The sequence below is a fragment of the Micromonospora sp. ATCC 39149 genome (assembly GCF_000158815.1).
Taxonomy (GTDB): domain Bacteria; phylum Actinomycetota; class Actinomycetes; order Mycobacteriales; family Micromonosporaceae; genus Micromonospora.
This window is the reverse complement of record NZ_GG657738.1, coordinates 737,276-739,321: the sequence shown is the minus strand read 5'-3', so window position 1 is coordinate 739,321 and position 2,046 is coordinate 737,276. Positions and strand designations below refer to the sequence as shown.

Annotated in this window: 1 protein-coding gene and 1 pseudogene; both read right to left on the bottom strand. The window is 72.5% G+C overall.

What is annotated here, in order from left to right:
• Positions 1-1,102, bottom strand: a pseudogene (locus MCAG_RS02985) (beta-ketoacyl synthase N-terminal-like domain-containing protein); the annotation flags it as partial.
• Positions 1,103-1,142: 40 nt separating this feature from the next.
• On the bottom strand, positions 1,143-2,046 hold a 904-nt coding region (locus MCAG_RS02980; protein WP_157547821.1), incomplete at its 5' end, for a beta-ketoacyl reductase.

Below are 2,046 nucleotides of genomic sequence, written 5' to 3'. Positions count from 1 at the left end.
GGGGTGTTCGCGGTTTTGGCCGTAGGTGGCGAGGAGGGCTTGGGCTTCGATGGGGTCGCCGAGGCTGGTGCCGGTGCCGTGGGCCTCCACGACGTCCACGTCCTGCGGGGACAGCCGGGCGTTCGCCAGGGCCTGGCGGATGACCCGCTGCTGGGACGGACCGTTCGGGGCGGTGAGCCCGTTGGACGCGCCGTCCTGGTTGACCGCCGAGCCACGGATCACGGCGAGCACCCGGTGGCCGTTGCGCTGGGCGTCCGACAGCCGCTCCAGCAGCAGCATGCCCACCCCCTCGCCCCAGCCGGCGCCGTCGGCGTCCGCCGCGAAGGAGCGGCACCGCCCGTCCGCCGAGAGCGCCCGCTGCCGGCTGAACTCGATGTAGGCGGTGGGGTCCGACATCACGGTGACGCCGCCGGCCAGCGCCAGCGAGCAGTCGCCGGAGCGCAGCGCCTGCGCGGCCAGGTGCAGGGAGACCAGGGAGGACGAGCACGCCGTGTCGATCGTGACGGCTGGCCCGAGCAGGCCGAGGCTGTAGGCCACCCGACCGGAGGCGATGCTGCCGGCGCTGCCCGACAGCAGGTACCCCTCGATGTCCTCCGGGATGTCGCGGACCCGGCTGCCGTAGTCGCCGTACATCACGCCCACGTACACGCCCACCGGGGTGTCCCGCACCGACTGCGGCACGATCCTGGCGCGCTCGAAGGTCTCCCAGGACACCTCCAGCAGTTGGCGCTGCTGGGCGTCCGCCGCGATCGCCTCCCGGGGGCTCATCTCGAAGAAGGCCGGATCGAACAGGTCCGCGCCGTCGAGGAACCCGCCGTCGCGGACGTACGTCTTGCCGTGCTGCTCGGGATCGGGATCGTAGATCGCGTCGATGTCCCAGCCCCCGGTCCTGCGGGAAGGGCCCGATGGCGTCGACGCCGTCGTCCAGCAGCCGCCACAGGTCCTCCGGCGACCGGACCCCGCCGGGGAAGCGGCACGCCATCCCGATGATCGCGATCGGCTCGCGGCTGCGGCGTTCCAGGTCCTGCAGGCGCTGCCGGGTCTGGTAGAGGTCGGCCGTGACTTTCTTGAAGTAGGTGACGAGCTTCTCGTCGTTCGCCATGCTTACGCACCCCACTCGGTCGTGTCGGCGGTCCGGCCGATCACTGGAAATTGGTTCCGAACTCCTGGTCGACAAACTCGAAGATCTCTTCGACCGACGAGGACTCGATGTCCCCGATCAGCTCCGCGATGTCGTTCTCGGCGTCGAACGCCGGGTCGAACCGACCCATCAGCGCCCGCAGTCGCAGGGCCACCTGCTCCCGGCCCGGGCCGTCGAGAACGGTCCCGTCGAGCGTCGCCGCCAGCCGGTCGATCTCGGTGAGCACGGCCTGCTCCGGGTCGAGTGCCGCGCCGAGCAGTTCGCCGCGTAGGTAGGCGGCGAGGCTGACCGGCTTCGGGTAGTCGAAGACGAGGGTCGCCGGCAGGCGTCGGCCGGCCGCCCGGTTCAACCGGTTGCGCAACTCCACCGCCGTCAGCGAGTCGAATCCGAGATCGGTGAACGCCCGCTCCGGGTCGATCCGGCTCGAATCGGCGTGCCCGAGGACCGTCGCGATGTGCGTGACGACGAGTTCCAACAGCGCCTCGTCCTGTTCGGGGGCGGACAGCCCGGCCAGCCGCTCGGCCAGCCCCACACCCGCCTCCGCGCCGCTGTCGGCGGCGGCCCGCCGTGCGGGTGCCGGCACCAGCCCGCCGAGCAACGCCGGCAGGCTGCCGCCCTGGGCCCGCAGGGCCGGCAGGTCCAGACGCATCGGCAGCAGCCACGGCTCCCGCCGGGTCAGGGCGAGGTCGAACAGGTCCAACCCCTGCTCGGCGGAGAGCGCCGCCATGCCGGCGCGGGCCATCCGCTGGTAGTCGGCCTCGACCAGGTGGGCCGTCATCCCGCTCTGGCGGTCCCACAGGCCCCAGGACAGGGACAGCGCGGGCAGCCCCACGGCGCTGCGGTGCTGGGCCAGGGCGTCGAGGAAGGCGTTTCGCCACCGCGTAGTTCGCCTGCCCCGCGCCGCC